This window comes from Thermoanaerobaculum aquaticum (assembly GCF_000687145.1).
GTDB lineage: Bacteria > Acidobacteriota > Thermoanaerobaculia > Thermoanaerobaculales > Thermoanaerobaculaceae > Thermoanaerobaculum > Thermoanaerobaculum aquaticum.
In genome coordinates this window covers 23,992-50,694 of record NZ_JMFG01000006.1, presented here as the reverse complement: position 1 = coordinate 50,694, position 26,703 = coordinate 23,992, and the positions used below count along the sequence as shown (strand labels likewise).

The following is a 26,703-nucleotide window of genomic DNA, read 5'->3' as shown; positions in this document are numbered from 1 at the left end:
TTGTAAGTAATGGAAGGTCGGTAGGTGCACCGACCGGGAGGTGTTTATGCCCGTGTACGAGTACGCCTGCCAGGACTGCAAGAAGCGCTTTGAGGTGCGTTCAAGCCTCGAGGAGCGGGAAAAAACCAAGGTGCAGTGCCCCGACTGCAAATCCGAAAAAGTGGAGCGGGTGTTTTCCGCTTTTTACGCCAAAACCTCCCGCAAGAGCTGAGGGGGGCGTTTTCCTTCTTCCTTGAAAGCTCGGGGCAGGTTCGAACAAGGACGCTTGCTCCCCCTGCTGAGGCCCATGGCCGCGGCGCCAGGAAATGCTGCCGTCTGGCCGGGTGTTAGAATCCACAGGCGCGCTTTTCTGGCGCGCGCCGGAGGGGTTTTGAAGAAGCACGGGAGATGGCGAGCGTTGACCCGGTGGAGCTCCTTTTGGGGAGCTCTGCTGGTGCCGCTCCTGATGCTGGTATCGCCGGCCCTTTGCCGGGAAGCCTCGGGCAAGGTGGTGCTGGGGGCCTGGAACGTGGTGTGCTGCATCGAGGAGGGAGCTTGCGCCCCGGAGGGGCCGGCCACCTCAGCGTGGGTTCCCAGCGGCTCGGACTCCTGCTCGGATACGCCGGTTCCGGCGCGGGCGGGGCAAACCCCGGCTGTTGTTTCCGCGAGCTTAGGAGCGTGCCTGGAGGTGGTGCCGCCCCAGCCTCCAGCCTTCCCGGAGCTGCGCACCGCAGCTTTCCTCCTTCCCCCTTGCCGTGCCTGGCGCACGGTGTTCCTTTTGATTTAGACCCCAGCTTTTTCCTTTCAACGCTTTAGCATTTTCCGCAAGCAAAACTCAAGTTTTTGCTGTCAAAACCCAAGGAGGTAGGAATGAAGGTGTGTGTGCTGTCAGCGTGTTTGCATAGCTCTTTGCTTTTGGTGGGGGCCACCGCGTTTTCCGCACCGCCGGTCATCTCGCCGGAGGTGCTGGAGCAGCAGGTGCTGGCCGCTTTTCCGGAAATCACGGCCGCCCAAGCGGCGCTGGAGGCTGCCGAAGGCGAGCTCAAGGCGGCCCGGCTCTTGCCCGATCCGGTGCTGGAGGTGGGGGCTTTACACAGCCGCGAGCGCCTGGGAGCCGCTGCTGCCACCCGCGGTCTTGGGGCGGTGGCCTGGGAGGTGCCGTTGCCCTGGAGCTACCGGCCCGGTAAGGCAGTGGCGGCGGCCGGTGTGAGGGAGGCTGCGGGTGCTTTGGCCCGCACCCAGCTGGAGGTGAGGGCCCGGGTGCGGGCGTTGGTGGTGGAGCTGGCGGCCGCCCAGGAGCGGGTGGACATCGTGAGCCAGCAGCACCAGCTCACCGCCGAATTGGCCCAGCTCATGGCCTTGCGGGTGGAGCTGGGGGAAAGCCGGGAGCTGGAGCGCTTGCGGCTTCTGGTGGAGCTGGAGCGGGTGGGCCGGGAGCTGCAGCTGGCCCAGGCGGAAGTGCAAGCATTGGCCGGGGTGCTGGCGCGGTTGGCCGGTAGGTTGCCCGCTTCCTTCCGGCTGGAGGGTCGCTTGGGGGGGTCGGTGCCGGGTCTTGAAGATCAAGATTTGGTGGCCCGGGCGCTGGCCCAAAACCCCATACTGGCCGAGCGGGAAGCGCAGGTGGCGGCGGCTCGGGCCCGCCTTTCCCTGGTTTCCGGGGAGCGCAGCCCCACGGTGGTGGCCCGCTGGGAACGCAGCGAGGACGTGGATACCCGTTCCCAGGCTCTCTCTTTGAGCTTCCGCCTGCCCCTCTGGAACGCCAACCGCGGGCAACGGGCAGCAGCGGCAGCGCGGTTGCGGCAAGTGCAGGCGGAGCTGGAGGCCAGCCAGCGGGAAGTGGCGGCGGCGGTGCGGGCGGCGGCCGAGCGCCTGAGGGGTGCGCTGCAGGTGGCTGAAAGGCTGCGGCAAACCGCTTTGCCTTTGGCCCAGCGCGCCCAGGAACTTTCTGATTTTTCCCTGCGCCAGGGTGAAACCTCGCTTTTGGATGCCTTAGACGCCCGGCGCTCCTGGCAAGCGGTGGCTCTGGAAGAGCTGGAGGCCCGGCGGCAGCTGCACCTCTGGCGCGTGGAGCTGGAAAGCCTGGCGGCTTTGCCCATGGGCCCGCCGCTGGGGGTGGAGGCTGGGGTGAAAGCCGAAGGCCCAAATGCTTACCAAATCGTTCAGGAGGAAAAGCCATGAAAAAAGCTTGGAAAGCCATAAACGGAACCTTGCTGTTGCTGTGGGCCTTGATGTTGGCCACGGCCTGTCAAAAGCCAAAGACCGAAAGCGTGGCCGAAGATGAGCACACAAAAACCGAGCTGCCCCCGAACAGCATCCGGCTAAGTGAGCGGGTCATGGCCGAGTCGGGGATCCGCACCTTCAAGGTGCAGCCCATGGTGCTGCCCCACGTGATGGTGCTTAACGGCAGCGTGGGCTACAACGAAAACCGCTTGCTGCACCTGGCCGCCAACGTCAAGGGGCGGGTGGCGGAAATTGCGGTGGATTTGGGGCAGCGGGTTTCCCCCGGGGACCCGATCTTGCGGCTGGAATCGGTGGAGCTGGGGCGGGCCCGGGAGGAGCTGGTGCGGGCCCTGGCCGAGCTCAACGTTGCCGAGCGGGCACTGCAGCGGGCCCGCGCCTTAGCGGAAGCCAAGGCCATTGCCGCCGGTGAGCTGCATGCGCGAGAAGGGGAGTACCTGGTGAAAAAAGCGGCCGCCGAGGCGGCCGAGCGCACCCTGCACCTTTACGGGGAGTCGCAGGAAGCGGTGGACCGGCTGCGGCAATCGGTAAACAGCCACGACCCTGCGCGTTCCTTGGGGGGAGCGGCTTCGCTCACGCTCACCGCTCCTTTTGCCGGCCGCGTGATTGACCGCAAGGTCACCCCCGGGGCGCTTTTTGAGGCGCTGCAGCCGCTGGTCACCGTGGCCGACCTCACTTCAGTGTGGGTTTTCCTGCAGGCCTACGAGAAGGACCTGGCGGTGCTGCGGGAGGGTTTGCCGGTGACGGTGGAGGCCGAGGCCTTTCCCCACGAGAGCTTTGCCGGAAAGGTGGACTTTGTGGGCTCGGTGGTGGACCCGGCTACCCGCACGGTGCGGGTCCGCGCCACCGTGCCCAACCCCCAGGAAAAGCTGCGCCCCGGCATGTTCGTCACCGCGAAAATCATGGTCCCCCATGGGGAAGGCGGGGAAACCCCGAAACTGGCGGTGCCCCAAGGGGCCCTGCAAACCATGGACTCCCAGCCGGTGGTGTTTGTCCACCTGGGGGGCGGGGTGTTCGTGCGCCGGGCGGTGACCGTGGGCCACAGCTTTGACGGCTACACCGAGGTGCTTTCGGGCTTGGCGGCCGGCGAGGAGGTGGTGAGTGAGGGGTCCTTTGTGCTCAAGTCCGAGTTTTCCCGGGAAGCCCTGGTGGGGGAGGACTGACCATGCTGGCAAGAATCGTGGAATGGAGCTTGAAAAACCGCAGCTTGGTGCTGCTGGCTACCGCCCTTTTGGTGGTGGCCGGGGTGGCGGCCCTGTACCGCCTGCCCATTGACGCGGTTCCCGACATCACCAACGTGCAGGTGCAAATCCTCACCAAAGCCCCGGCCCTGGGGCCTCTGGAAATGGAGCAGTACGTCACCTACCCCATTGAAGCCGCTATGAACGGCTTGCCCAACCTCAAGGAAATCCGTTCGGTCACCCGCTACGGTCTTTCCGCGGTGACGGTGGTGTTTGCCGACCACGTGAACGTGTACTTTGCCCGCCAGCTGGTCTCCGAGCGGTTGGCCCAGGCCCGGGAGCAAATCCCCGAAGGGTTTGGCAATCCCGAGTTGGGGCCGGTGTCCACCGGCCTGGGCGAGGTGTTCATGTTCACGGTGGAAGGGGACTCCTTTTCCCCCATGGAGCGGCGGACCATCTTGGATTGGCTCATTGCCCCCAGGCTGCGGGCGGTGCCGGGGGTTACCGAGGTGAACGTGTGGGGTGGGCTCCCCAAGCAGTACGAAGTGGTGGTGGACCCCCGGCGGCTGGTGGCCTACGGGCTTTCCCTGCGGGAGGTGTTCCAAGCGGTAGCCCAGGGGACCCGCAACGCCGGGGGCGGCTACATCGAGCACAACCAGGAGCAGGTGGTGATCCGCGGCGAAGGGATGGTGGGGTCGCTGGAGGACATTGCCAAGATCGTTTTAAAAACCGATGAAAACGGGGTGCCGGTGACGGTGGGAAGCGTGGCCCAGGTGCGGGAGGGGTCCATGCTGCGCATCGGCGCCGCCACCGCCAACGGCCGGGGGGAAACGGTCATTGGCATAGTGCAAATGCTGGCCGGGGAAAACGCCCTAGATGTGGCCACCCGGGTGCGCAGGGCACTGGAGGAAATCCAGCCCTCTCTGCCCGAAGGTTTAAAGCTTGTGCCTTACTACGATCGGGCTTTGCTGGTGCGGCGGGTGATCGCCACGGTGGAGAAGAACCTGGTGGAGGGGGCTATCTTGGTGGTGGCGGTGCTTTTTGCCTTTCTGGGCCACCTGCGGGCGGGGCTCATTGTGGCTTCGGCCATTCCCCTTTCCATGCTCTTTGCCTTTCTGGGGATGGCCCAGACCCGCCTTTCCGCCAACCTCATGAGCCTTGGGGCCATTGACTTTGGGCTCATCGTGGACGGGGCGGTGGTTTTGGTGGAAAACGTGCTGCGGCGGCTGGGGCAGCAGGGTAGCTCCGAAAAGGACCTCCGGCGGGAGGTGGCCGAGGCGGCCGGCGAGGTGGTTCGGCCCATTGCCTTTGGCATTGGCATCATCATCCTGGTTTACCTGCCCATCCTCACCCTCACCGGTGTGGAGGGGAAGATGTTCAAACCCATGGCCTTTACGGTGCTCTTTGCGTTGGTGGCCTCTCTTTTGCTCACCCTGACCTTGATTCCGGTGCTGGCCTCGCTGTGGCTTAAGAAGATCGCCCACGCCCAGGAACCGCGGTTCGTAAGCCGCCTGCGGGTTCTGTACCTGAAGGCGCTTTCGGGATGCCTGCGGCGGCCGGGCCTGGTGGTGTCGGGGGCGGTGCTTGCGGTGGTGGCGGGTGGGGTGGTGGCGGCGCGTTTGGGTGCTGAGTTCATCCCCCGGCTGGACGAGGGGGATATCGCCATGAACGCGGTGCGCTTGCCCTCGGTGGCGTTGTCCGAGGCGGTGGCCGGGACCACCAGGATTGAAAAGGTGCTCCGGCGCTTCCCGGAGGTTGCCACCGTGGTCACCCGGCTGGGCAGTCCCGAATTGGCCACCGACGTCATGGGCATTGAGCTGGCCGATGTGTTTGTGATTTTGAAGGACCCAAGGCAGTGGCAGACAGCCAAAACCAAGGGTGAGCTGGTGGAGCGGATGCGGGAAACCCTGGAGCGAGAGGTACCGGGGACCGGCTTTTCCTTCACCCAGCCCATTGAAATGCGGTTTAACGAGCTGCTGGCGGGGGTACGCTCCGATGTGGCGGTCAAACTCTTTGGGGATGACCTGGAGGTGCTTCGGGAAAAAGGGGAGGCCATTCGCCGGGTGGTAGCGGCAGTGCCCGGGGCAGCGGACGTGAAGCTGGAGCAAACCGCCGGCTTGCCGGTCATGCGGGTGCGGGTGGATCGGGATCGCTGCGCCCGCTACGGGGTTTCGGTGGGGGAGGTGCTGGACACGGTGGAGGCCTCCCGGGCCGGCAAGGTGGTGGGAACGGTGTTTGAGGGGCAAAAGCGCTTTTCGCTGGTGGTGCGCTTCAGCGACGACGCTGCCCGCGGCCTGGAGGCCCTGGCCAACCTGCCGGTGGCCACACCTTCCGGAGCCCTGGTCCCCCTGGGGCAACTGGCGCACCTCACTCTGGAAACCGGCCCGGCCCAAATTAGCCGGGAAGCGGTGCGTCGGCGGATCGTGGTGGAGGCTAACGTGCAGGGTAGGGACGTGGCTTCCTTCGTGGCTGAGGCGCAGGAGCGCCTGGCCCGGGAGGTTTCTTTGCCGCCCGGTTACTTCATCCGCTGGGGAGGGCAGTTTGAAAACCTGGAGGCGGCCAGCAAGCGGCTGGCGCTGGTGGTGCCTTTGGTGTTGGCGCTCATTTTTGCCATGCTTTACTTCACCTTTGGCAGCGCGAAACATGCCGCTTTGATTTACCTCAACATCCCCATGGCCGCTACCGGCGGGGTTTTTGCCCTGGCCCTGCGGGACATGCCCTTTTCCATTTCGGCCGGGGTGGGCTTCATTGCCCTGTTTGGTGTGGCGGTGCTCAACGGCGTGGTTTTAATGAGCCAGGTGCGCAGTTTGGAAAAACAGGGGAACAGGTCGGTCTTTGAGGTCCTCCAGGAAGCCTGTGGGGCCCGCATGCGCCCGGTGCTGATGACCGCCCTGGTGGCGTCTCTGGGGTTTTTACCCATGGCTTTGGCCACCGGTTCCGGTGCTGAGGTGCAGCGGCCGCTGGCCACGGTGGTCATTGGCGGGCTTGTCACCTGCACTGCCCTGACGCTTTTTGTTTTGCCTACGGTGTACAGCGTGTTCTGGCGGGTCTTCCAGCGGGCACGGTAACAGAGGCAAAAGCTTCCGGCGTAAAAAAACGAGGGGCGCCGCAGCGCCCCTCGTGGCTTTGCCCGCAAGGGCCTCAGTTTAAGGGTGGATAGGACCACAGGATCTGTCCCGAGAGGGAGATGGCCACCAGGGTGCGGGCCCCGGGGCCTTGCCCCTGGTTCATGCCGCCGTTGCCGTTCATGCCACCGTTGCCGCGGTTGCCGCCCATGTGGCCGCGACCCATACCCCCTTGACCACCCTGGCCACCCTGGTTTCCTCCCGGGTTTTGAGGAGTGGAGTTGGGGCCGGCACCCACAAAGGCGTACACCCGATCGCCGGCGGCGGTGAGGCCGTGAGCCATGCCGGGGAGGTTCAGGCGCCACAGCTCCACGCCGTTGGCCAGGTGCAGGGCCACCAGCTGAGCGTTGGTGGTGGTGTTGTTGTTGGGGGTGAAGAAGCCCATACCCACGGGCACCAGCACCGTTTGCCCAACCACCAAGACCTCACCGAGCCCCGCTTGCGCCTGCCAGGTCCAGAGGACCTGTCCCGCAGGGGAGAGGACCACCAGCTCCATGCCGTTGGGGAACTGCTGTTGATCCAGGGTGGGACGAACCACCAGCACCTCACCGGTGGGTGCCACCACCGGCTCCATGCCGTCCATGCCCCCTCCCATCCCCATCTGCGCAAAGCCCGTAGTGGCCAAGCCCAGAACCAAGACCGAAATTGCTAGGATTTTTTTCATCTCTGTTGCCTCCTTTTCTAGGGCCCTCAGGCCCGCTTGAGACTTATGCACCTTTCATGCCACAACCCTGCTGTTCCTGGAAGGCCCTTTTGCCGGCTGGCTGGGGTGTCCTGCCTCACCCCTGGGGCAAGCTGCCCCTAGGGCCCTCAGTGCCGGTGGGGCCCCATGCCGGAAGGGGGACGGCGGGTGCTGTCACCCATGCCGCCGGCACCGCGTCCGCCCATATCCCCCGGGCGCATACCGCCCATGCCGCCCCCATGCCGCCACATTTCCGGGCTCATCCCTTGCGGCATGGGGCGGGAAAAGGGTTGCCGGGCGGGGGAAAAGGTGCAGAAGTGCCCGGCAGGAACCAGAAGCGGCGGAACCTCCGGCAAGCTGGAGCGCACCTCCACCGTGCCTTCAAAAACCGCCAGCTCAACGTTGGCGCTGCGGTCCACTTCCAGGCCGTAAGCTGTTCCCCGCACCGCCAGGATGGCTCCGGGTGTGGCCACCAAGCGCTCCTCCTGGCCGGTGATGGCCTCAAAAACCGCCCAGAGCCTGCCGCGCTTCAGCTCGATGAGCACCCCCGGTTGCTCCCCGGCTAGCACCGCCTGGGTGAGGGGGAAAAGCTCGAAGCGGGAGCCGCGGGTGGGAACCTCGATCACCGCCCGGCCAAACCAGCCGGTGCGCACCCGGTCACCGGCCAGGGCCACCGTGCCCACCTGGGCTCGACGTTCCGTTTGCCCGTGGGTGATGATCACCTTACTTTTCACTTCCGCAAAACGGTACTCCAGCGGCCCAGCGCTGGGCTCGGCCAACAGCAACAAGCAAAGGACACCAGCGTACTTCATGGTTCACCCTCTCCAGTGCTTTCGTTTTCAAAATTGATGCCAAAGCGCTTGAGCTTTCGTGCCAGGGTCTTGCGATCGATGCCCAGAAGCCGCGCCGCTTGGCTGCGGTTGCCCCCCACCCGGGACAGCACCTCCAGGATGTGGCTGCGTTCGGCTTCTTCCAGCGAGGTGAGGGCAGGCTCGGGGCTAGGGGAGGGTTGGTTGCGGGTTGGGGCGAGCGCCAAGAGCCGCCCCAGCTCCTGGGCGTCGGCGAGGCCCCGGGTGTTGATGAGCATGCGGCGCACCACCTGCTCCAGCTCCCGCACGTTGCCCGGCCAGGGGTGCTGGGCCAGCATGGCGAGGACCTCTTCCGTGGCGGGGAGCGTTTCCCCCAGCCCCAGCTCGGCGGTGATCTTCTGGCGGAAATGCTCCACCAGCTCCGGGATATCGGAAGCGCGGGCCCGCAGCGGGGGAAGGCGGATCTCGTACGCCGCCAAGCGGTAGTACAGATCGGCCCGGAACTTCCCCTCTTTCACCTGGGCCACCAGGTCCCGGTTGGTGGCCGCCACCACCCGCACCCGCACCGGGATGGGCTTGTCGCTCCCCAACGGGCGGACCAAGGAGTCCTGCAAAAAGCGCAACAGCTTCACCTGGAACGCCGGGGAAACCTCGCCAATTTCGTCCAGGAAAACCGTTCCGCCATCGGCACTGGCCAGAGCTCCTTTGCGGTCGGTGTGGGCATCGGTGAAGGCCCCCTTCTTGTGGCCGAAGAGCTCGCTTTCCAGCAACGAATCGGGGATGGCCCCGCAGTTCACCGCCACAAAGGGACCGGTGGCAAAGGGGGAGTACTGGTGCAGCGCTTTCGCCACCAGCTCCTTGCCGGTTCCGGTTTCCCCCAGCACCAGCACCGGCACCGGCAGCGGCGCCACCCGGGCAATGGCCTTGTACACCTCCACCATAGAGGGGTGGGAGCCCACAAACAAGCCGGGCATGGGTGGAAGCGCCGGCGCCGGTGGCGGTGGAGGCTGCAGAGCCTTTTCCACCACGGCCACCAGTTCCCGCAAATCAAAAGGCTTAGCCAGGTAGTCGTGGGCGCCCAGGCGGGTAGCGTCCAGGGCGGTTTCCAGGCTGCCCCGGGCGGTCATGAGGATGACCTTGGGGGCGTGGGGAAGCTTCTGGATGTCCGCCAAAAGCTCCAAGCCGTTTTCCCCGGGCAGATAAATGTCGCAGAGCACCAGCGCCACGGTTTCCTCGGCGAGAAGCCGGCGGGCGGAGGCGATGGAGGCGGCGCGCAACACCTGGTGGCCTGCTTTTTCCAAAGCCAAGCTTGCCATCTCGCGGATGCCCGCGTCGTCATCAACCACCAGTACTTTTGCCACGACTGGCCTCCCCGCTCAGCGGTAGGACTACGGTGAAGGTGCTTCCCGCACCGGGGGTGCTCCGCACGCCCACACGGCCCCCATGCCATGTTACAACCTCCCGCACGACCGAAAGCCCCAAACCCAACCCGGGCACTTCCCGCGCTGATTGTCCGCGCACGAAGCGTTGGAAGATGCGCTCCTGCTCTTCGGGGGCAATGCCGGGGCCGCGGTCTTCCACCTCCAAGAGCACCTGGTCTGTGCGGGAAAGCCGCACCATCACGGGGGCTTCCGGGGGCGAGAACTTGTGGGCGTTGGCCAGCAGGTTGTCCACTACCCGCGCCAAAAGCGAGCTGACGCCCCGCACCGGTGCCGGGCCGTCGCTCTGCCACTGCACGTTTCGCCCGGTGCCGGCCCGGAACAACTCCACCCGCTCCCGAACCAGCTGCTCCAGGTCCACCACCGGTGCATCGGGGGGGAAGGGGCGCAAGGTGAGGTTTTCCAGCTCCAGAAGGGTTTCCACCAGCTCGGCCAAGCGGGAAGACTCTTGCGCCACGAGCCCAGCCACCCGCTGGTGCTCTTCCGGGGAAAGCTCGTACTCGCTGAGAAGCTGGCTCAAGCCTTTAAGCCCCGCCAGCGGGGTTTTGAGCTCGTGGACCAAAAGGCGCCGGCTTTCCGCCGACTGCCGCTCGAGCTCCGCAACGCTTTGCGCCAAACGCAAGAGCTGCGCGACCCGCTCCTCCGGCGAAAGGCGCGGGTGTGCCGCGGTAGTCTCCAACCTTTGGGTGGCCTCCTCGATGTGGCGGAGGATGCGCAAACCCGAAAGCAGCACCACCGAACCCGAGGTCGCCGCCAGCGTGAGCAGAGGCGTTTCCCAGCCCAACCCCAGCAAGCTCACAACCCCTGCGGCCAGGGGGACCAAAACCGCAAGGGCTGCGGTGAGCGCCAGGGAAAGGGAAGCCCGGCGGCGCAGCACGGCGCCGGCCCAAACCAGCAAACCCGCAGCCAGAGCGGCCCCCCAGGGGGGGAGCCTTTGCAACAACCCTCCTTGGTACAGGCACTCGGCAAATGCCGCTTGCACCAGCACCCCGGCATCGGGGATTCCGGGCACCGAGGTAGGGGTAACCACCCGGTCTCCCAAGCCGGCGGCGGTAACTCCCAGGAAGACCACGCGCCCCTTCAGGATGCTGTGGGAGCCCTGGGCCTCCAGCACCGCGTTCACGCTCACCTGGGGGATGGCCCGGGCCCGGGTGCGGAAGTCGGGCCTTAAGGCACGGCCCACGGGAAGAGGAAGGGAGGGCGCCACCAGCCGCACCGCTTCCCAGGCCAAAGCGGGGAGCATGCGGTCACCCAGTTGCTGGGTGGAAGAAAGCCGCCGCACCACACCATCGTGGTCGCCGGCAAAGGTGGCGTGCCCCAGGCGAGCGGCTGCCGCCAGCTGCGGGCTGGGCCAAAGCCAGCGATCCCCGCTGTCGGTGGGCGCCACTGCCAACACCGCGGGGATTTGGGAAAGGGCGGAAGCGAGAAGCGCGTCGCCGGGGGCTGGTTCGGCCAGCAGCAGGTCCACCACCAGGCCCCGGGCACCCGCCTCCCGAATGGCCTCCACCACCTGGGCCAACCGCTCCCGGGGCCAGGGGAAGCGTCCAAAACGGGCCAGCGCCTGCTCATCCACCACCACCGCTGCCGTAAGGCGAGGGGGCCGATGGGGGGCCCATGACAACAGAAGATCCCGGAAGGGGAGCTCCCAGCGGTCCGCCAACCTGCTTCCCGCGAGCACCAGCACCACCAGAGCGGCCAGCACGCCCAACCGCACTTCGGGCGGCGCGCTTTTGAACGGTTGCGCCCTGGTCTTTCCAGTGCTGTCGGCTTTTGGCTCCGCCTTGGCCATGGTGACGTTACTATAGCTGGCCGGCCTGGCAAGACCCAGACGCCTTGACCATGGGTTCACCCGCGTCTTGCCGGCATGTTCTTGACATCCCCAAAAAAGTGTAGGACCTTTCGTCTGAAAGCGAAATGGCGCGCACGGCACTGTCCCTGGTTGTGGATCGCTTCAAGGCACTGGCCCACCCCGCCCGTTTGCGCATGATGGCCATGCTGGGTTTGGGGGATTTGTGCGTGTGCCAGCTCACCGCCGTCTTGCGCCTTGCCCCTTCCACCGTTTCTGCTCACCTGGCTGCCCTGCGCCGGGGCGGGTTGGTGGGGGAGCGCAAGGTGGGCCGCTGGGTTTACTACCACCTGGAGCCGGAAGGGGAAAGGCTTTTGGCCCAGCTCAGGGAGGAGCTGACCGGCGATCCGCAAATTGCCCAGGACGCCGCGCTGGTGGGCAAGCTCCGCTGCATTGACCCGCAGGTGCTGTGCGACGCCGACCTGGACCTCTCCCGCCTGGGCTTGCTTGCCCCCCAGCTCAAGCGTTAGAGCTTGACGCTTCTCGGTTTTTCCCTGGTTAACGGTTACGAGACAGCGTAACCAGGCTCAAGCAATGAAACTCTAGGATCTGCCTCCTGAAGCCCAGGCACAGCTACCGCCCGGCCGCAAGCACACCCGCTTGACAGCTTAGGGACGCACCGCTATATTTCGCAAGAAGACGAAATGAGATCCGTAAGCGCCTGCCGGTGGCCACCCATGTTCGTATTACCAGAAGGATTCCCCGACCCGCGGTGGCGGTTTGGTCCGGCCTCTCCTGCTAACCGGGCTGTACACAAAGCCGAAAACCCAGGCTTCTTGGGAACCGAAGACCGCGGGGACATCGAGCCTTTCCGAAAACGGTCCGGCGAAAAACCGGCGGGGCTTGACGCTGCCTGTGCCCCGAGCGAGATCGTTTTCATGGCCCAAAAGGTGACGAGAAAACAACCTGCCTTCGGAGGTGTCCTGTGCTGGAAAAGCTGCTGGTAGCCGGACTTGCGGCGGTGAAGGAGTACGTGGCCGCCCACGTGCTTACCTGTTTGGTGCCGGCGTTTCTGCTTGCGGGCGCCATGGTGACGTTCATTCGCCGGGACACCATCCTCCGGCTTTTGGGGGAGCAGGTCCACAAGCTCAAGTCCTTTTCTCTTGCCAGCGTGGCCAGCTTTTTGGTGGCTGCCTGCTCCTGCACGGTGATTCCGGTGGCCAGCGGCTTGTTTTACGGCGGTGCTGGGGTGGGTGTGGCGTTCATCGTGCTCTGGGTAACGCCAGCCAGCAACATCCTGGCCCTCACCTACACCGGCAGCATCCTGGGGGGCGAAATGGCCCTGGCCCGGGTGGCGGCGGCCTTGGTCATGGCCTTTGTGGTGGGGGGCGTCATGAGCTGGGCTTTTTCCGGCGAACGCCGGGAGCTTCCCCATCAGGTCCATGACCCGGACACCCATTCGGGGATGGTTGATCCCCGCCACTTGGTTTTGCTGGCTTTCTTGGTGCTTTCCCTGCTGCTGCCCAACTACCTGGTGCAGGGGGGCTCCTACGGCCGCAAGGTGGTGGTGTGGGCGTTAGCTTCGGGCGTGATGGCGCTTTACGCTTGGCGGGTTGTGGCCCGGGAGCTCATCCGCCAGTGGCTTGCAGAAACCTGGTGGTTTGTCCGCATCATCTTTCCGCTGCTGCTGGTAGGGGTCTTCGTGGTGGGGGTCGTGGGAGCGGTGCTACCCGAAGAGTGGGTTCGACGGCTGGTAGGTGGGAACGGGCTTTTGGCTTCCTTTGTGGCCACCCTTTTCGGTGCGGTCAGCTACTTTGCCACCATGACCGAGGCCCCTTTTGTGGACACCCTCATGAAGATGGGCATGGGCAAAGGGCCGGCTCTCGCCCTGCTGCTCACCGGACCCGGTCTTTCCTTGCCCAACTGGCTAGCCATTGCTCGCGTCTTCGGGGTGAAAAAAACTCTGGTTTATGTGCCCACCGTCGTGGTTCTTGGCACGGTGGTGGGCTGGGTTTTTGGCAACTTTGTCTTTTAAAAAGGAGGGAAAACCATGAAAATCGTGGTTGCGGGTCCCGGTTGTCCCCGTTGTCAAGCCACCGAACGGAACGTCATGAACGCCTGCGCCGAGCTCAACCTGGCCGCCGAGGTTGCCCATGTCACCCGCGTGGAGGAGTTTGCCCGCATGGGCGTGACCCTAACACCCGCCGTGATCGTGGACGGCAAGATCGTGGTGGCCGGCCGCGTCCCCACTGTGGATGAGCTCAAGACGTTGTTTTCCAAGCTTTGCTGATTCGTTCTTCCGCTTCGCCGGTTCGTTGGTCAGCCCGAGGCATTCGCCTCGGCGGCGGGCATCGTCCTCAAAGCATTAGCGGGCTTTTCCTGCCGAAACACTAGTACCTCCGCCTAAGAATCGGTTGGCAGCGAGGGCTTGCGGACAACCGCAGAGGCTTTACACTTTTTTCAGAAAACTCGAGGCCTTGTGAGCCGTGGGAGGGGTTATGCGGCGACCAATAGCGGGGCTTGCGGTTTTGCTGGTGCTGCTTTCGGGTTGTGGCTATCAGGGACCAACAGAGGAGCCGGTCCCTCGGGAGGTCAAGCGGGCCGGGGAGGAACTGCCTGATCAAGCCACGCTTGCGGAGGTGCGGGACTACCTAGAGCGGGCGTTCCAGCTGCCGCCGGACCGGCGGTTTCTGCTTGCCGTCACTGAAATGGCGCGGCTCGCTCTGGGGGATTCGAAAGCGGACACAACGGCGGTGTGGCAGGACAACGGTTGGGCCATTCGCTACGGGGAAACGCCCGTAGGGAGCCTGCCCGCCTGGCCGGTGTTTGAGGATTACTGGCAGCTGTTGCGTTCGTGGGCGCAGCAGTTGCAGCCGAAACTTGCCCCGAAGCTGAAGGACGACAACGGCAAAAAAGAGGCTTTGAAGCCCTCCCTGAATTTTTTGGAACAAGCCAAGGAGCTTGCCAACCGGTGGCAGCAAGGGCCATCGGCAAAAACGCTTGCCGATGCTGCTCAACTGGCGACGGTTTTGGCGGCCCATCATTTGGATTTGCTGGAAACCGGGGATGAAGTTTCGGCCCACGCTTTGGCCCTGGTGGCTCTGGCCGAGGTCTTCGGCCAGGAGCTGCCGCAAGAAACGGCGGTGCTGGCCTTTCGTCTGGGTTACTGGCCGGGGGATGAGCTTTTAGGCAAGCTGGGGCCGGAGCATCCTCTGGTTTTGTTCGTAAACCACGAAAGCGACAAACTGCAAGCTCTTGCGGCTCGCTCCTCGGACCCATTAACGGTGCTTTTTGCGGCCGAAAGTTTGAGCGAGAGCCTGCTTTTCTCCAAAGCCTACGACATGGCCCAGCGCACAAAGCAGGTTGACCCCTGGTCTTTAGTGTGGCTGCGGGCGGTGGGCCAAAGGCACGAAATGCCGGTGGCCCAGGAGGCGGGGCGGCAGGCGCTTTCTGCAGCCATGGCCTGGGCAAAAGGAAGAAAGCCTCAAGCCAGGGAGGGGTTACCGGAAGCTCAGCTCCTTGGCGCCTTTGAGAAGGCTCTGGCGTCCCGCTCCTGGCCTGAGAATGCTCTGTTTCCCCGCTCGTGGCACCAGAGCTTTGCCCGGAGCCTGTTTGCCTCGGGTGTGGAGATCCTGGTGGATTACGCTGTGCGTCAGTACGCCGAGGTGAACGCCGCAAGGCAGCTGCGTACAGCTCTGGGAAATGCCAAAAGCCCCTGGGGGAGGGCACTGGAAAAGTGGGCCGCTGCGGTGGTGGGGAGCTTCTTGGGTGAGGGCGATCAGCAAACCCTGCTGCGGGTGCTGGCAACCCCCGGGGCGCCGGGAGGCCAGGCCAGGATGGACCTTTTCTGGAAGCTGGAGCGGGCCATGGCCTATGGGGTTCCCGAGCGCCTGGCGGCGGCGCGGGTGGCCTTTTTGTCGTTGGATAGCCGCCCCGACCATCGTCAAAGTCTGATAGTCTTGGCCCGCAACACGCTTCTGGATCTGGAGTTAGCAGAGAAAGTTACAGAGGAGCTTTACCGCAGCTCCCGCCTGCTTTTTCCCCTTGCAGTCGTGTACCACAAGGCCGTTGCTGGGGAGCAGAACTTGCTCTGGCAGTGGGTCAACGACCCGCAAAGCCCACCCCTGGTGCGTCACATGGCTTTGCGGTACCTGGGGCGGCTTCCGGATCAACCGCTTCCCGCTTTGGAGGAGGCTTACGAAAAGCTGCGGGACGCCATTCCGGATCCATGGAACCTGGCAGAAGAAATGGCGCGGGTGTTTGTAGCCCGAGGCCATCCGGAAAAAGCCGTGCGGATTTTGGAGGACCTTTGCCAGGGCTTGTCCCAAGGCGGCCTGGAATACGCGGTAGCCCGAGCCCACCTGGCGCAGGTGCTGTTGAAAATGGGGAAAAACCGGGAGGCCCTGACCACAGTGGAAGAAGTGGTGCCTTCGTACCAGGAGAACGTGCTTTTCGTCTACGTTCGCGCGCTTTTGGCTAACGGGCGAAAGCAAGAAGCCCTGGAGTGGGCGCAGAAGGCTTATGAGCGCTATCCGTTTTCAGAGTATTCCCTGGTTGCGCTTATGGACGTCCATTGGGCCTTGGGCAACTACGCCGCTGCGGCCGAGGCTTTTGCCCGCCACCGGAATACCCTGAGCGCGGAGCGCTGGCGATTCGACCTGGGACCGGTGTTCGTGCGCCGTTTTCACGGCAAAAGCCAGCAAGCCATCGAGGCCATGAAGGCCTTTGGGCGCAAGGTGGAAGGGGAAAAGCTCATCACCCTTGCCCACGAGTCCGCAAGGTTGGGAGATGTGGAGCTCGCCTTTGTGGTGGCAGAAAAGGCGATATGGCCTCCCGGGCGGCCGGATCTGCTTTTCGAAGCGTACCGCTACCTGCGGCAGCTGAAGGGAAAGCGCGCCGCCTTGGAGTGGTTGCAGGAGCGGCTCAAGGTTGAACCCTGGAACCGGGTTTCCTACGAGTGCTGGGATTCGGAAAGCTACGAGGTGCTTTGGGATTTGCTGCCGCCCCAGCCGCAGGGGGACGGGGCGGAGCGGGTTTGGATCCAGCGGGCCGCGGCGCTGGCCCTGGGGTTTGATCCGGGCAGGAAAAACCGGGAGCTGCTGCTGAGCGAGTTTAGCAAGCCCAGTTCCGACCCCAACGGCGCTTTAGTGCGGTATTTGCTGGGTGTGGCCACACCCAAGGAGGAGGAGATGCTGCTTTCCACCAGGTTTTCCCGGCGAGATGGCGGCGAGCTTGCTTATTACTTGGGCTTGAAGGCGCAAGCGGAGGGCCGCTGTAGCGAAGCCGCCCGCTGGTACCGGGTGGCGGTGGAACGGCTGCCCTTTGTTTCCTACCAGTACCGTTGGGCCTACAGCCGGCTTTACGCGTGGTGGAGCTGGGACCTCCCGGTAGCCGAGGCTTGCAAGCATAGAGGCACGCGGTGGATCATCCTGGAGGACGCTTTGTAAAGCCACTTTTGGCTCGACTTAAAAAAACGCCCCGGCGGGGCCGGGGCGTTCGTCTTTCCGGGCCTAAGCTGCTTTACTGACCTAGGAGTTCCTTCACCAGGAACTCGGCGTCGTAAACCTTCTTCAGGGCTTCGGTCATGCCGGCGGTGTGCACCGCCACTGCGCGGTTGGCGGTGATGTCAAAGACAAACCTCCCCACCAGGGACTCGATGTTGCCGTCAAAGATGAGGCCCACGATTTCCCCTTGGCGGTTGACCACCGGTGAGCCGGAGTTGCCGCCAATGATGTCGCAGGTGGAAACGAAGTTTAAGGGGGTGGCCAGGTTCAAGGCGTCTTTGCGGTCAAGCCAGCGCTGGGGCAGGTGGAAGGGGGGCTTGTAATCGAAGGAAGCGGCGCGGTCGTAGAGGCCGTAGAAGGTGGTTTTTGACGGCGCGATGGTGCCGTTGTAGGGGTAGCCGGTGACCGTGCCGTAGGTGAGCCGCAGGGTAAAGGTGGCGTCGGGGTAGGTGTCCTTGCCGTAAATGGCAAAGCGGGCCTTGCCAATCTTTTCGCCGGCGGTGCGCACCACCGACTCGATGGTGTCTTCGTACCACTTGCGCTCCTGGCGCAAGATGGGGTCCACCCGGCGGGCCAGGGCGATGAGGGGATCTTGGCTTTCCGCCACCGCTTCTTCACCGCCCTCCACCAGCTGCTTGCGGAAGTCGGGGTCGGCAAGCTTGGTGCCGGCAATGGCCTCATGGGCTACCTGCTCAGGGGTTTTGCCTGCCAGGGCAGCCTTCACAAACGGGTCTTCGGGCCCCAGCTTCTCCAGGGCTTCCCGCAGGCCATCGGCGAGCAAAACCTCTTCAAACTCGGGGTAAATGGGAGCCGGGGAGAAGAGGCGGAATTTCAGGGAGGGGAGCTGGCTTTCGTGGAAGCCATCCAGCCTTTCCCCGTCGGGCTTTTTCACTTCCGCCACCAGCTGCACGATGGAAAGCGCAACGCCGGGCAGACGGTAACCGGAAAGCCTCCGGTAGCTGTACTCCTTGGCCCGCTCCCGGAAGCTGGCCTGCGCCTTTTCGATGGCCTGCCAGGCATCCCCGTAGGCCTTTTGCCATTCGGGGTTGGCGGCTACCTTATCCCGCAGCTCTTTTTCCTCCCGGGCCTTGATTTGCATGAGCTGCGGGTCCTTCAAGCCCTTGTACTCGCCGGAAAGGGCCTTTTTCGAGTTTTCCAGACCGAAAATCAGGCCTGCCGCTTGCCGTGCCTGCTCCTTGCCGCGGGCGGCGTAAGCCCGGGCCACCCCCAGGCGCCGCTCGATGCCCTCCAGGCGCATGGGGTAGCTGAGGTCGCGGAGGGTTTCCAGCTGTGCCAGGGTGTAAAGCCGGTTGGTGGAGCCGGGATGCCCGGAAACAAACACCAACTCCCCATCCTTGGCGCCTTCCGGGTTCCACTTGAGGTAGTGCTGGGGCTTGACAGGCTTGCCGTCCTCGTACACGCGGAACAGGGCCATGTCCAGGTCGTAGCGGGGGTAGGTGAAGTTGTCGGGGTCGCCACCGTAAAAGGCGATTTGCTGCTCGGGGGCAAACACCAAGCGCACGTCGGTGTACTTCTTGTAGCGGTAAAGCCAGTACTCGCCGCCGTGGTAAAGGGTGACCACGTCCGAGCGCAGGCCGGTTTTCTCCATGCTTTCCTTTTCAATGGCGGCAATGGCGGCTTTGCGGGCGTCGTTGGCTTGCTTTTCGCTCATGCCGGGTTTGACGGCGGCCAGCACCCGATCGGTAACGTTTTCCATGGACACCAGCACGTTGAGCTCCAGGTCGGGGCATTTGAGCTCTTCCTCCGGCGTACGGGCCAGGAAGCCATCGGCCACGTAGTCCTTTTGCGGCGAGGAAACCTTCTGCAGTTGCCCCAGGGCCACGTGGTGGTTGGTGAGCACCAGGCCGGTGGCGGAAACGAAGGAGCCGCTCCCGCCGTCGTTGAAGCGCACCGAGGAAAGCCGCAAATGATCCAGCCATTCCTGGGTGGGGGTGAAGTTGTACTTTTGCTGGAGCTGCTTCACCGGGGGGTTGTCAAAGGTCCACATGCCTTCTTCCGCTGCGGCCAAGCTCGCCAGACCGCAGGCCATGAGTGCAGCAAAAAAGCGTTTCATGTTCCCTCCTTGCGCCGGTTTCCTCCGGCGACCATGGGTAGCTTACGTTGCCGTGAGCCTGCAAGTTTTCTGTGTCCCGGGCGTAGAGCCAAGGTCCCTAGTGTCGCCTGGGGGGGCGACCGCCGCTGCCACGATGGCCCCCACCGCGCCGTTCTTCCCGCTGGCCTTCGCCGCTGGGGGTGGAAGGGGGCGGGGTGAGCAGTGCCTTGCGGGACAGCTTGATGCGGTCCTGGGCGTCAATGCCGATGACCTTCACCGTCACCTTGTCCCCCAGCTTGAGAACATCGGTGACCTCGCGGATGCGCTCGTGGGCAATTTCCGAAATGTGCAAGAGCCCGTCCTGGTTGGGGAGGATCTCAATGAAAGCACCATAGGGTTCAATGCGCTTGACGGTGCCCTCAAAGATTTCCCCAACTTGCACCTGACGGGTGAGGTTTTCAATGATTTGCCTGGCCTTGTGGGCCGCTTCCAGGTCGGGGGAAGCAATCTCCACGCGCCCGTCGTCCTCAATGGTGATGCGGGCTCCGGTTTGCTCGCAAATGGCGCGGATGGTCTTGCCGCCGGGTCCGATGACGTCGCGGATCTTGTCGGGGTCAATGTACACGTTGATGATGCGGGGGGCGTAGGGCGAAATGTCCGGCCGGGGAGCCGCAATGGTGGCGGTCATGATGTCCAAAAGCTCCAGCCGCGCCTTCTTGGCCTGCTCCAAGGCCTTTTCCAGAACATCCCGGGTCAACCCGGAAACCTTGATGTCCATTTGCAAGGCGGTAACGCCTTCCCGGGTGCCGGCCACCTTGAAGTCCATGTCCCCGTAGTGGTCCTCCTGCCCGGCAATGTCGGTGAGCACCGCGTGCTTTTGCCCATCGGAAACCAGACCCATGGCAATGCCGGCCACCGCCTGAGCAATGGGGACACCAGCGTCCATCAGCGCCAGGGTTCCCCCGCACACCGTGGCCATGGAGGAAGAGCCGTTGGACTCCAGAATGTCGGAAACCACCCGCAGGGTGTAGGGGAAGAGGTCCTGGGAGGGGATCACCGGTGCCAGGGCTCGCCGTGCCAGGTTGCCGTGGCCAATTTCCCGCCGGGAGGGTCCCCGCATGGGCTTCACCTCGCCCACCGAAAACGGCGGGAAGTTGTAGTGGAGCATGAAGCGCTGCTGGGTTTCCCCTTCCAGCGCTTCGATGATTTGCACGTCTTCGGAGGTGCCCAGCGTGCAGGTGACCAGCGCCTGGGTTTCACCGCGGGTGAAAAGCGCCGAGCCATGGGTGCGCGGCAAAAGCCCCACCTCGCACGTGACCTTTCGCATTTGGTCAAATGCCCGGCCGTCCAGACGCTCGCCCTTTTCCAAAACCGCGTGCCGGAACTGGTCTTTCACCATGCGGTGGATGATGGCCAACACCCACGGGCCCTTTTCCGCCTGCTCTTCCTCGGGCAAGCTGGCCAGAGCTTGGTCTTCCACCGCTTCAATGGCTTTCTTCTGGTTGAGCTTGCCCTTCACCCGCAACGCCTCATCCAAAGGAGCGGCAAACTGCTTGCGGATGTTTTCTTCGAACTCGGCAGGCCAGGGGTCGGCCGGTGGCACCCAGGTGGGTTTGGGTTTGCCCACCTTTTCCGCCAATGCCCGTTGCGCTTTGATGAGCTCGCGAATGTGGTGATGGGCCAGGTCAATGGCGTCGAGAATGACCGATTCCGGGACCCCTTGCGCCCCGGCTTCCACCATCACCACCGCTTCCTCGGTGCCGGCCACCACGATCTCCAGCTGCGCCCGCGCCCGCTGGTCGTGGGTGGGGTTGATGACGAAGCTGCCATCCACCAGGCCCACCCGCACCGCACCCACGGGGGTGTTAAAGGGGCAGTCGGAAACCATGAGGGCGGCAGAGGCCGCGTTGATGGCCAAAACATCGGGATCGTTGGCGCCGTCCGCGGAAAGCACGGTGCCAATGATTTGCGTTTCCTGGCGGTAGCCCTCAGGAAAGAGGGGACGCAGGGGGCGGTCAATCAAACGCGCGGTAAGGATTTCCTTTTCGGTGGGGCGTCCTTCGCGCTTGAACCAGCCGCCCGGGATGCGGCCACCGGCGTAGGTGTACTCCCGGTAGTCCACGGTGAGCGGCAAGAAATCTACCCCCACCCGCGGCTCCTTGGCAAAACAGGCGGTGACCAGCACCACCGTTTCCCCGTAACGAACCAAGCAGGCCCCATCGGCCTGCTTGGCAACTTTCCCCACTTCCAGTTGCAGGGATCTTCCTTCTAATGTGACGCTTTCAATGACTTCCATGGTGCTCCTTTTAAAAGCCGTGGATGCCGGTCCCTCAGCGGCGCAGTCCGAGGCGCTCAATGAGGGCGCGGTAGCGGTTGATGTCCTTGCGCTTCAAGTACTCCAGGAGCCTACGACGTTGCCCCACCAGCATCAAAAGGCCCCGTCGGGAGTGGTGGTCCTTGACGTGCACCTTGAAATGCTCGGTGAGGTACTCGATGCGCTTGGTGAGCAACGCCACCTGCACCTCGGGCGAGCCGGTATCGTGCTCGTGACGCCGAAACTCGGCGATGATCTGCTCTTTCGCTTGGGCGTATTCCCTTTCCGTCATTCTCGACTCCTTCTTTCCATACCTCTTCCTGCGGGGCTACCCCCACAAAGCACCTTACTCTATCACGGCAAGCCCCGCCACTCAAGGGCGATGGCAAGCCAACGTCCGGGCTGGGGAACCCCGGGGATTTCCTGGTAGCGACGGTGGAAGGCGTTCCACACCGAAAGCGAGAGGTCCCAGCTGGTGGTCAGCGGCCAGCGGGCTTGCAGGTCCAGCAAAAGAAAGCCACCCCGCTGCTGAGCTTTGCGGTAGGTCAAAAGCGGCGAGACGAGAAGCCGCCCGCGCTTCCACGGAGCAGTGACCGAGGCTTCCCACACCGGATGGGTGAGGGCGTACGCCGAGCGGGAAGCAGGTACTGCTTCCGCCGTAGGCTATCATGAGTCGTGAGTTGACAGGTGATGGGTGCGGGGCGAAACTCGTATTGATGAGAACAGATGAGGCGGAACGGAAGGAAGGGTCGGAAGTCTGACCAAGCTTTCGTGAGGCAGGGGGAGGACTTCAGGCGTCCGGGTTATTACCTGGAGGAAGGATGTCGAAAATTAAAGTAGCTTCGAAGTTCGACCCAGCGGCGGATTTGGTCCTCTACCAGGGTGACTGCCTTAAGTTGCTGCCCACGATCCCGGAAAAATTTGTGAAGCTTGTGGTTACCTCGCCGCCCTACAACCTGGGGAAGCCCTATGAGAGCCGCCTGGATATGGGCGAATACTTGGCCCAGCAGCGACGAGTGATCGAGGAATGTGTGCGGGTTCTGGATGATCGGGGCAGCATTTGTTGGCAGGTGGGGAATTATGTCGACAATGGGGAGATTATTCCTCTTGATATCGTGTTATATCCCATCTTTAAGTCACTGGGTTTGCGTCTTCGAAACCGCATCGTGTGGCATTTTGGTCATGGCTTGCATGCCTCCCGGAGGTTTTCTGGTCGCTATGAAGTTATCCTGTGGTTCACCAAAGGCGACGATTACACCTTTAACCTTGATGCGGTTCGTGTGCCGCAGAAGTATCCGCAGAAAAAGTACTTCAAAGGCCCAAAAAAAGGACAGCTATCCGGTAATCCCCTTGGTAAGAACCCTAGTGATGTGTGGGAGATCCCAAATGTTAAGGCTAATCACGTGGAGAAGACCATTCATCCTTGCCAATTCCCGGTGGAATTAATTGAGCGCCTGGTTCTCGCAATGACCGATGAAGGCGACTGGGTTCTTGACCCCTTCGTTGGGGTAGGTACCACAGCCATTGCGGCGCTCATGCACCACCGGAAGACCATAGGCGCGGAAATTATGGAAGAGTACGTGACCATCGCCCGAGATCGGATCCGCCTTGCAGAAAAGGGTGCGTTGCGGATCAGACCCATGACAAGGTCGGTCTTTGACCCTGGTATGCCGAACCTCAATGTCCCACCACAAATAGTCCGTTTAGGTCCGCCTGTAGTTCAGCCCCAGTTGTTTGATCAGGGTGGGGTTGATGTTCTGCAGGAGCGAGAAGAATGAGAATAGTTTACGAGTACTCGCACCTCGGGGGAGCTGAAATTTTGCACGTGCGGTACCCAGAGTGGGAGGCTGAGATTAATGAAGTCATTTCCATGGTGAAAGCAAGGAGAACCAAGGTCAGTCGGGAACGTGCTAGCCATGGAAAAGCCTTCTTCTCCCCGAAGGATATGAACCAGCAGTTCCGCGAAGCATTCCGGGCGAAAGGTTATACTGAGCTTCGGGACACTTACACAATCACTATTCCCAATTGCAATGTAAGTATTCCTGGTGGTTTTAAGCAAATTGACTTCGTAAAGGGCAAAGTTCTAATTGAAGTCCAACTGGGTAAGTACGCCTTCATGTTTTACGATATGGCCAAGTTTCAGTACTTCTTCAACGAGAATAAGGCTGATGTTGGGGTTGAGATTGTTCCTTCCCATGCGCTCCATAAGCAAATGTCCACTGGCGTGTCCTACGGAGAACAGCTGGTCTACGATATTGAACGCTTAAAGCGGCATTTCCCTGCTGTTCCGGTAAAAGTGATTCTCATTGATGCTGACTAGTTCTTCGGCGATGGCGGGTCGTCCAAACACTGTGGGTCAACACGAAAAGGTATCACCAGTTGGTACTCTGGGAAGACCCATAGTTCCCAACACTTCCAAGGTGCCGAGGGCCTAGCTACTCTGCTGGTCGTATGCGCTGCAAGTGAGTTCGGGATTACAATCCGGCTCAAATGTGCGGGTGGCGCTCGGTGGCTCTTGTGGTCGTGGCGGCGGGGCTGGTGGCGCCGGCGGCGGGGCAGGAAGCGGCCAGGCCGTCGGTGGTGGCAGCGGTAAAGGCGAGGCTGGAGCGAGACCTTGCTGCATTTGTGCCCAGGCGCCAGGAAGCACCCAGGCTGCTGGCGGGGGTGGCGGGGGTTTGGGTTTTGACGCGCCTGGACCGCAGGCCCTCTCGGGATTTTGCCGACAGTGCCCCGGGAGGGTTGAGCTCTCTGGAGCCTTTGGGGCGGTTTGGGGTGGGGAACGCGCTGGGGGCGTCGTTTTTGGCGGTGGGCTTGGCAACGGGTGAGAAAAAGGTGGCAAGCCGGGGGGTGGCCTTTGTGGAGGCCAACCTGCTGGCCAGTTGGCTGGTGGCGGGTTTGCAAAACCTCACCGGCAGAGCCCGACCCTGGCAAGCCCACGCCGGCGATTTTGGCCGGGGCGGGAGCTCGTTCCCCTCGGCCCATGCAGCCCACGCTTTTGCCTGGGCCGGGGTGCTGTGGGGGAGCTACCCCGAGTTCAAAGCCCGCTGGGTTTTCCCGGTGCTGGCCTCGGGGGTGGCATTATCCCGGGTTAAGGAACGCCAGCACTTTTTCGCCGATGTGGTGGCCGGCGCCGGCATCGGCTGGTGGTTGGGTTCGCGGCTGGGAGCCTCAGCGGTGGGGGCGAACAAGCTGCCGGTGGCGGTGATGGCGGGTCCCAGAGCGGTGTTTGTGCGGGTCGTGCTGCCCTAGTCCAGCTTCCCAAATTGAAAAAAAGCCAAAGCCGCGCCAGGTGCAGGGAGATCTCGCTGGTCTTTGCCAGCTCAGCCTTCGGCCAGCACGGTGCGGGGGGCAATGGTGAGGCTGCGGGCGCGGGGTAGGTAAAGGGCCGTTTGACCAATGCCCACCAGCTTGCCGGCCCGGTCGCGGACCGCCACCATCTTTCCCGGCACGAAATCCCCCACCACGTCGCGCACCACCACCTCCTGGCCGCGGCTGAAGTGCTGAACGGCCACCGGGTTGAGGGTAACCGTGGGGAAGGGGAGGGCAATGTTGTCCAGCTCGATAAAGGCGCCCTCGGGAATCTCCGGTGGCCTTTTGGCCAGCTCCTCGGCGGCCACCGCCTGCTCCACACTCCACGGCCCCACCCGCACCCGGCGAAGGGTGGCCAGGTGCCCACCGCACCCCAAGACCTCGCCGATGTCGTGGGCCAGGGAGCGCACGTAGGTGCCCGAAGAGCACACCACGGAAAAGCGCAAGCGGTCTTGTCCCGCGGGTTCCAGGGTCAGCTCAAAGATGGTGACCAGCTTGGGTTCCCGCGGTACCTCTTGCCCTTCCCGCGCCAGCTCGTAGAACTTTTTGCCGTCCTTCTTCTTGGCGGAAAAGGGTGGGGGAAGCTGCGCCTGCTCGCCGGAAAAGCGGCGGGTAAGCTCGGCCAAAAGCTCAGGGGTCAGTTCGGGGACGGGCTTGGGTTCGGCCAGGGGCTCGCCTTCAGCGTCGTAAGTGGTGGTGGCAAAGCCCAAGCGGATTTCCCCTTGGTAAGCCTTTTCCCAGGCCAAGAGGTAGCCTTGCAGGCGCGTGGCCTTGCCCACGCACAGCACCAAAAGCCCGGTGGCTGCGGGGTCCAGGGTCCCGGTGTGACCGATGCGCTTTTCCTTGAGCCCGCGACGGGCAACCTGCACCACATCGTGGGAGGTGGGACCCGCCGGCTTGTCCACCAACAGCAAACCAGCTTTTCCGCTCATGCTTTCTCCAATAGTTGCAAAATACCCGGCAGGATCGCTGCCCGGGCCTGGGGGAGGTCGCCGTGAAAGGTTAAACCGGAGGCGTTTTCGTGCCCACCGCCGCCAAAGGCAGCGGCCAGCTTCTGAACGTTGATGGGCCCTTTGGAACGCAGAGAAACCCGCACGGTATCGGGGGCAAAGGCTTTGAAGAACACCGCCACCTTGACGCCGTCAATGGCCCTGACGATGTTGATCATGTCCTCGGTGTCTTCGGGGAAGGCACCGGCGGTCTTGAGCATGTCTGCGGTGCAGGTGATGACCGCCACCCGCCCGTCTGCCTGCAGCTCCAGGGTCCCCAGCACCAGGGCTTGCAGGCGGATGACCCGGGCGGGGACGTGGTCGTTGAGGGCTTCGGCAATGGCGGCGGGTTGCGCCCCGGCTTCCACCAGCCGCTGGGCCGCCGCAAAGGCCCTGGGGGTGGCGTTGGAGTAGCGAAAGTCGCCGGTGTCGGTGACCAAAGCCGTGTAAAGGCAGGTGGCCATGGTGGGGGTGAGGGCAACGCCGGCGGCGTCGGCTACCGCCAGAAGCATTTCCCCCACCGCCGGGGCTTCGGGGTCCACGAAGTTGACGGTGCCGTAAAGGGGGTTGTCCAGGTGGTGGTCCACGTTGACCAAAGGCTTTGGCAAAAGCTCCGGAAAGCCCGGGCGCTCGGGGCCGGGGCATTCCAAAAACACCACCAGATCCACCTGGTCCAAGAGCTCGGCAGGAACGCGTTCGGTGACCTGGGCCTTTGCGAGGTTAGGCAAGAACGCCAGGCTGGCAGGGTGCGGGTCGCGGTTGACCACCACCGCTTGCCGACCCAAAAGCCCGCACATTTCCCAGAGCGCCAGCTCCGAACCCAAAGCGTCACCGTCGGGGCTGCGGTGGCTGGTGATGAGCACGAAGCGCGCGGAAGAAAGCGCCTGCGCCACCTCCAAAGCTTTTCCCGCGGTGTTACTCATCGTTCCCCTCGGGGTGTTCCTTCTTGAGCTGGTCCAGGATTTGGAAGACGCGATCGGCGTGCTCGTAGCCTTTGTCCCTGAGGAAGACGAGCTCGGGGATGGTTTCCGCCTTGAGGTGGCGGCGCAGCTCGGCGCGCAGGAAGCCTTTGGCCTGCTCCAGCCCCTCCGCCGCTTGCCGTTCCCGCTCGGCGTCGCCAAAAACCGAAAAGTACGCTTTGGCCTGCCGCAGATCCCCGGAAAGCTCCACCGCGGAAATGACAACCCCGGAAAGCCGCGGGTCCTTGGCCTCCCGCAGCAAAAGCGAGGACAAAACCTCGCGGATGGTTTCTTCCAGGCGTGCTTTTCGCAGCCTTGGGTCACGCATAGCTTGCC

Annotated in this window: 23 protein-coding genes; 12 read left to right on the top strand and 11 right to left on the bottom strand. The window is 63.3% G+C overall.

Annotated elements, in window-relative coordinates:
• Positions 1-46: 46 nt before the first annotated feature.
• From EG19_RS13050 to EG19_RS02495, 5 genes are all read left to right on the top strand, one after another.
• Positions 47-211 (top strand): FmdB family zinc ribbon protein, encoded by a 165-nt coding sequence (locus EG19_RS13050; RefSeq protein WP_081799855.1) that lies wholly within the window; start codon positions 47-49, stop codon positions 209-211.
• 222 nt (positions 212-433) lie between these two features.
• The gene (locus EG19_RS02510; RefSeq protein ID WP_152543861.1) at positions 434-766 is read left to right on the top strand and encodes a hypothetical protein; all 333 of its coding nucleotides are present in this window, start codon (positions 434-436) and stop codon (positions 764-766) included.
• An 83-nt stretch (positions 767-849) separates the two neighbouring features.
• Positions 850-2,157: a TolC family protein gene (locus EG19_RS02505; protein ID WP_038047108.1), complete on the top strand. Its 1,308-nt coding sequence runs from the start codon at positions 850-852 to the stop codon at positions 2,155-2,157.
• Complete coding sequence (locus EG19_RS02500) at positions 2,154-3,380, top strand: efflux RND transporter periplasmic adaptor subunit (protein WP_038047107.1); 1,227 nt, start codon at positions 2,154-2,156, stop codon at positions 3,378-3,380. Before EG19_RS02505 ends, EG19_RS02500 begins: the two co-directional genes overlap by 4 nt.
• Before the next feature lie 2 nt (positions 3,381-3,382).
• The gene (locus tag EG19_RS02495) at positions 3,383-6,466 is read left to right on the top strand and encodes an efflux RND transporter permease subunit (RefSeq protein WP_038047105.1); all 3,084 of its coding nucleotides are present in this window, start codon (positions 3,383-3,385) and stop codon (positions 6,464-6,466) included.
• Positions 6,467-6,539: 73 nt separating this feature from the next.
• Here EG19_RS02495 and EG19_RS02490 read toward each other — a convergent pair whose 3' ends face one another.
• The 4 genes from EG19_RS02490 to EG19_RS12235 all read right to left on the bottom strand — a co-directional run bounded on the left by EG19_RS02490 (position 6,540) and on the right by EG19_RS12235 (position 11,242).
• A complete protein-coding gene (locus EG19_RS02490) occupies positions 6,540-7,187 on the bottom strand; it encodes a hypothetical protein (RefSeq protein ID WP_038047103.1) in 648 nt (215 codons plus the stop codon).
• A gap of 146 nt (positions 7,188-7,333) precedes the next feature.
• Positions 7,334-8,017, bottom strand: a complete 684-nt coding sequence (locus tag EG19_RS02485) for a FecR domain-containing protein (RefSeq protein ID WP_038047102.1) — start codon at positions 8,015-8,017, stop codon at positions 7,334-7,336.
• The gene (locus EG19_RS02480; RefSeq protein WP_038047100.1) at positions 8,014-9,375 is read right to left on the bottom strand and encodes a sigma-54-dependent transcriptional regulator; all 1,362 of its coding nucleotides are present in this window, start codon (positions 9,373-9,375) and stop codon (positions 8,014-8,016) included. Before EG19_RS02480 ends, EG19_RS02485 begins: the two co-directional genes overlap by 4 nt.
• On the bottom strand, positions 9,353-11,242 hold the full coding sequence (locus tag EG19_RS12235; RefSeq protein ID WP_053334787.1) for a CHASE2 domain-containing protein: 1,890 nt from the start codon (positions 11,240-11,242) through the stop codon (positions 9,353-9,355). Before EG19_RS12235 ends, EG19_RS02480 begins: the two co-directional genes overlap by 23 nt.
• Before the next feature lie 125 nt (positions 11,243-11,367).
• Between EG19_RS12235 and EG19_RS02470 the strand changes: the two genes are divergently transcribed.
• From EG19_RS02470 to EG19_RS02450, 4 genes are all read left to right on the top strand, one after another.
• Positions 11,368-11,769, top strand: a complete 402-nt coding sequence (locus EG19_RS02470; RefSeq protein WP_081799854.1) for an ArsR/SmtB family transcription factor — start codon at positions 11,368-11,370, stop codon at positions 11,767-11,769.
• A 455-nt stretch (positions 11,770-12,224) separates the two neighbouring features.
• Positions 12,225-13,274, top strand: coding sequence for a permease (locus EG19_RS02460; protein ID WP_081799853.1), 1,050 nt, complete (start codon positions 12,225-12,227; stop codon positions 13,272-13,274).
• A 15-nt stretch (positions 13,275-13,289) separates the two neighbouring features.
• Positions 13,290-13,529 carry a thioredoxin family protein gene (locus EG19_RS02455; protein ID WP_038047097.1) on the top strand — a complete coding sequence of 80 codons (240 nt, stop codon included), beginning with the start codon at positions 13,290-13,292 and terminating at the stop codon, positions 13,527-13,529.
• 208 nt (positions 13,530-13,737) lie between these two features.
• Positions 13,738-16,686, top strand: coding sequence for a tetratricopeptide repeat protein (locus EG19_RS02450; RefSeq protein WP_038047096.1), 2,949 nt, complete (start codon positions 13,738-13,740; stop codon positions 16,684-16,686).
• 73 nt (positions 16,687-16,759) lie between these two features.
• On the opposite strand, the gene EG19_RS02445 is transcribed toward EG19_RS02450, so the two are convergent.
• From EG19_RS02445 to EG19_RS02430, 4 genes are all read right to left on the bottom strand, one after another.
• Complete coding sequence (locus EG19_RS02445; protein WP_038047094.1) at positions 16,760-18,817, bottom strand: S46 family peptidase; 2,058 nt, start codon at positions 18,815-18,817, stop codon at positions 16,760-16,762.
• Positions 18,818-18,914: 97 nt separating this feature from the next.
• The gene (gene pnp / locus EG19_RS02440) at positions 18,915-21,092 is read right to left on the bottom strand and encodes a polyribonucleotide nucleotidyltransferase (RefSeq protein ID WP_081799852.1); all 2,178 of its coding nucleotides are present in this window, start codon (positions 21,090-21,092) and stop codon (positions 18,915-18,917) included.
• Between the two features lie 34 nt (positions 21,093-21,126).
• Complete coding sequence (gene rpsO, locus EG19_RS02435; protein WP_038047093.1) at positions 21,127-21,402, bottom strand: 30S ribosomal protein S15; 276 nt, start codon at positions 21,400-21,402, stop codon at positions 21,127-21,129.
• Between the two features lie 62 nt (positions 21,403-21,464).
• The gene (locus tag EG19_RS02430; RefSeq protein WP_152543860.1) at positions 21,465-21,719 is read right to left on the bottom strand and encodes a TonB-dependent receptor; all 255 of its coding nucleotides are present in this window, start codon (positions 21,717-21,719) and stop codon (positions 21,465-21,467) included.
• A gap of 212 nt (positions 21,720-21,931) precedes the next feature.
• Between EG19_RS02430 and EG19_RS02425 the strand changes: the two genes are divergently transcribed.
• The 3 genes from EG19_RS02425 to EG19_RS12230 all read left to right on the top strand — a co-directional run bounded on the left by EG19_RS02425 (position 21,932) and on the right by EG19_RS12230 (position 24,359).
• On the top strand, positions 21,932-22,888 hold the full coding sequence (locus EG19_RS02425; RefSeq protein ID WP_038047087.1) for a DNA-methyltransferase: 957 nt from the start codon (positions 21,932-21,934) through the stop codon (positions 22,886-22,888).
• Entirely contained in the window at positions 22,885-23,430 is a 546-nt protein-coding gene (locus EG19_RS02420) for a BglII/BstYI family type II restriction endonuclease (protein ID WP_038047084.1), read from the top strand. The genes EG19_RS02425 and EG19_RS02420 overlap by 4 nt, the downstream gene beginning before the upstream one ends.
• Before the next feature lie 170 nt (positions 23,431-23,600).
• Positions 23,601-24,359 carry a phosphatase PAP2 family protein gene (locus EG19_RS12230; protein ID WP_053334786.1) on the top strand — a complete coding sequence of 253 codons (759 nt, stop codon included), beginning with the start codon at positions 23,601-23,603 and terminating at the stop codon, positions 24,357-24,359.
• A gap of 71 nt (positions 24,360-24,430) precedes the next feature.
• Here EG19_RS12230 and truB read toward each other — a convergent pair whose 3' ends face one another.
• Genes truB through rbfA form a run of 3 tightly spaced genes read right to left on the bottom strand, consistent with a single transcriptional unit; the run spans position 24,431 to position 26,695 of the window.
• On the bottom strand, positions 24,431-25,351 hold the full coding sequence (gene truB, locus EG19_RS02410) for a tRNA pseudouridine(55) synthase TruB (protein WP_053334785.1): 921 nt from the start codon (positions 25,349-25,351) through the stop codon (positions 24,431-24,433).
• On the bottom strand, positions 25,348-26,331 hold the full coding sequence (locus EG19_RS02405) for a DHH family phosphoesterase (RefSeq protein ID WP_053334784.1): 984 nt from the start codon (positions 26,329-26,331) through the stop codon (positions 25,348-25,350). Before EG19_RS02405 ends, truB begins: the two co-directional genes overlap by 4 nt.
• Positions 26,324-26,695, bottom strand: coding sequence for a 30S ribosome-binding factor RbfA (gene rbfA / locus EG19_RS02400; protein ID WP_038047080.1), 372 nt, complete (start codon positions 26,693-26,695; stop codon positions 26,324-26,326). Before rbfA ends, EG19_RS02405 begins: the two co-directional genes overlap by 8 nt.
• Positions 26,696-26,703 lie beyond the last annotated feature (8 nt).

Bases quoted from the DNA above. Each gene is read 5' to 3' on its own strand.
- EG19_RS13050 (WP_081799855.1), top strand. From the start codon at position 47: ATGCCCGTGTACGAGTACGCCTGCCAGGACTGCAAGAAGCGCTTTGAG.
- EG19_RS02505 (WP_038047108.1), top strand. From the start codon at position 850: ATGAAGGTGTGTGTGCTGTCAGCGTGTTTGCATAGCTCTTTGCTTTTG.
- EG19_RS02500 (WP_038047107.1), top strand. From the start codon at position 2,154: ATGAAAAAAGCTTGGAAAGCCATAAACGGAACCTTGCTGTTGCTGTGG.
- EG19_RS02495 (WP_038047105.1), top strand. From the start codon at position 3,383: ATGCTGGCAAGAATCGTGGAATGGAGCTTGAAAAACCGCAGCTTGGTG.
- EG19_RS02490 (WP_038047103.1), bottom strand. From the start codon at position 7,187: ATGAAAAAAATCCTAGCAATTTCGGTCTTGGTTCTGGGCTTGGCCACT.
- EG19_RS02485 (WP_038047102.1), bottom strand. From the start codon at position 8,017: ATGAAGTACGCTGGTGTCCTTTGCTTGTTGCTGTTGGCCGAGCCCAGC.
- EG19_RS12235 (WP_053334787.1), bottom strand. From the start codon at position 11,242: ATGGCCAAGGCGGAGCCAAAAGCCGACAGCACTGGAAAGACCAGGGCG.
- EG19_RS02470 (WP_081799854.1), top strand. From the start codon at position 11,368: ATGGCGCGCACGGCACTGTCCCTGGTTGTGGATCGCTTCAAGGCACTG.
- EG19_RS02455 (WP_038047097.1), top strand. From the start codon at position 13,290: ATGAAAATCGTGGTTGCGGGTCCCGGTTGTCCCCGTTGTCAAGCCACC.
- EG19_RS02450 (WP_038047096.1), top strand. From the start codon at position 13,738: ATGCGGCGACCAATAGCGGGGCTTGCGGTTTTGCTGGTGCTGCTTTCG.
- EG19_RS02445 (WP_038047094.1), bottom strand. From the start codon at position 18,817: ATGAAACGCTTTTTTGCTGCACTCATGGCCTGCGGTCTGGCGAGCTTG.
- pnp (WP_081799852.1), bottom strand. From the start codon at position 21,092: ATGGAAGTCATTGAAAGCGTCACATTAGAAGGAAGATCCCTGCAACTG.
- rpsO (WP_038047093.1), bottom strand. From the start codon at position 21,402: ATGACGGAAAGGGAATACGCCCAAGCGAAAGAGCAGATCATCGCCGAG.
- EG19_RS02425 (WP_038047087.1), top strand. From the start codon at position 21,932: ATGTCGAAAATTAAAGTAGCTTCGAAGTTCGACCCAGCGGCGGATTTG.
- EG19_RS02420 (WP_038047084.1), top strand. From the start codon at position 22,885: ATGAGAATAGTTTACGAGTACTCGCACCTCGGGGGAGCTGAAATTTTG.
- EG19_RS12230 (WP_053334786.1), top strand. From the start codon at position 23,601: ATGTGCGGGTGGCGCTCGGTGGCTCTTGTGGTCGTGGCGGCGGGGCTG.
- truB (WP_053334785.1), bottom strand. From the start codon at position 25,351: ATGAGCGGAAAAGCTGGTTTGCTGTTGGTGGACAAGCCGGCGGGTCCC.
- EG19_RS02405 (WP_053334784.1), bottom strand. From the start codon at position 26,331: ATGAGTAACACCGCGGGAAAAGCTTTGGAGGTGGCGCAGGCGCTTTCT.
- rbfA (WP_038047080.1), bottom strand. From the start codon at position 26,695: ATGCGTGACCCAAGGCTGCGAAAAGCACGCCTGGAAGAAACCATCCGC.